Below are 1687 nucleotides of genomic sequence, written 5' to 3' on the forward strand. Positions count from 1 at the left end.
GGCGGCACCGGCGGCACCGGGCAAACCGGGTTCACCAACGGCACCAACGGCAGCGCCGGCAGCGGCGGCAGCACCGGCACCCACGGCACCAAAGGCAGCAACGGCTAAGGCCGGCCGCGGCGCCAATATCGCGCCTGGGCCCGGCAAAAGGCTGTTACGTTAAACCGCACCGCTGATCCGCGCGGTCGGGGCGCAGGGAAGGGTGTGCGGTGGGAACAGTGCTGCTGGTGCTCGCCGCCGCGCTGTTCGGCGCAGCCATCGTCGTTCTTGTCCTCGCGCTGCGGCGTCCCAAAACGCCGAAACAGCCCGCCGCGCGCCAGGATCCGCTCAGTTTCACCGGGACCCAGGAATTCGGCCCGCGGCAGCTCGGCCCCGGCGCGATCGTGAGCCACGGCGGCATCGATTACGTGGTCCGCGGCTCGGTCACCTATCGCGAGGGTCCGTTCGTGTGGTGGGAGCACCTATTGGAAGGCGGCGACGAACCGATCTGGTTCAGCGTCGAGGACGACGACGGTCGGCTCAAGCTGGCAATGTGGGTGAGCCGCAAGGATCTTCAGCTGCAGCCCGGCGGTGAGCACGTGGTCGACGATGTGACCTACCACGAGTCGGAGCGTGGTCACGCCGGATACACCACCGAGGGCACGACGGGTCTACCAGCCGGCGGCGACATGGACTTCGTCGACTACGCCAACGCCGACGAGACCGCGTTGCTCTCCTTCGAACGCTGGGCGCCGGATATGCCGTGGGAAATCTCGACGGGCAAGTCCGTCCTGACCGGTGAGCTCACCGTCTACCCTGCGCCGCCGGCCACCACGTAGGACCACGCCGGTGCCCCTCTATCAACTGTCCGTCTCACCGGCGGACGTAAGTGGCGCGGGACTTGGATTGGCACTCAACGCGCCCGCCCCTCCCCCACTGGCCAGCTACCGACTGCGCCACCCCGGCGGCGGCGCGCTGGTGCTCGGAGTCCTCGGCGCGTCGCACGTGATCACCGTCGAGGACGCCAAAGTCGGTTTCTCCGAACAGGTTTCGTGCGATCTCGGCGGCGAGCTGCCTGAGCGGACCGACGCGCCCGGCTATCACCTCGAATCTCGCACCGACATCCACGACGAGCCGACTTTCCGTCGACTCGCGCACCGCCTCCGTGACCGTTGCGTACGTGAAACCGGTTGGCTGGGCGGCTCTTTCCCCGGTGACGACGCCGCGCTGACCGCGCTTGCCGCCGAACCCGACGGCGCCGGCTGGCGCTGGCAGACCTGGCATCTGTATCCGGCCGCGTCCGGGGGCACCAGCGTCTACACCACCAGCCGGTGGCGCCCATGACCCGCAACCGTCTGTTCGTGATAGCCCTCGTGCTGGCCATCGGCTCCTTCGGCAGCCTAATCGGCGGAGTCACATTGCTGCACAAGGATATCCGCGCCTATGTGGCCGATCACTATCGCGAATACTCCCAGGACGCGAGTGGAAAACGGTACCTCTGCGAGGGATCGCCGGCGAAGGTCGCGGACACGCTCGCCGGCTATCAGAGCCCGGCGGCCCGGGCCTCCAGCGCCGGAACGCAATTCCTGCGCTACAACGACGCGATCATCTCGGTCGGCCCGGACGGCCCGCACCCCTGCAGCATCCGAGTCGAGGACTTGAGCGCCGGATACAGCCACGGCGCGTTCATCTTTCTCGGTCCCGGCTT

3 protein-coding genes are annotated in these 1687 nt (G+C 68.0%); all 3 read left to right on the forward strand.

Annotated elements, in window-relative coordinates:
* Positions 1–209 precede the first annotated feature (209 nt).
* Complete coding sequence (locus WAN71_RS26065) at positions 210–818, forward strand: DUF4178 domain-containing protein (protein ID WP_422228090.1); 609 nt, start codon at positions 210–212, stop codon at positions 816–818.
* A 10-nt stretch (positions 819–828) separates the two neighbouring features.
* A complete protein-coding gene (locus tag WAN71_RS26070) occupies positions 829–1323 on the forward strand; it encodes a DUF2617 family protein (protein WP_422228091.1) in 495 nt (164 codons plus the stop codon).
* On the forward strand, positions 1320–1687 hold a 368-nt coding region (locus tag WAN71_RS26075), incomplete at its 3' end, for a DUF4247 domain-containing protein (RefSeq protein ID WP_422228092.1). The genes WAN71_RS26070 and WAN71_RS26075, both read left to right, overlap by 4 nt.

The sequence above is a fragment of the Mycobacterium sp. genome (assembly GCF_049280035.1).
In the GTDB taxonomy this organism is placed as follows: Bacteria; Actinomycetota; Actinomycetes; order Mycobacteriales; family Mycobacteriaceae; genus Mycobacterium.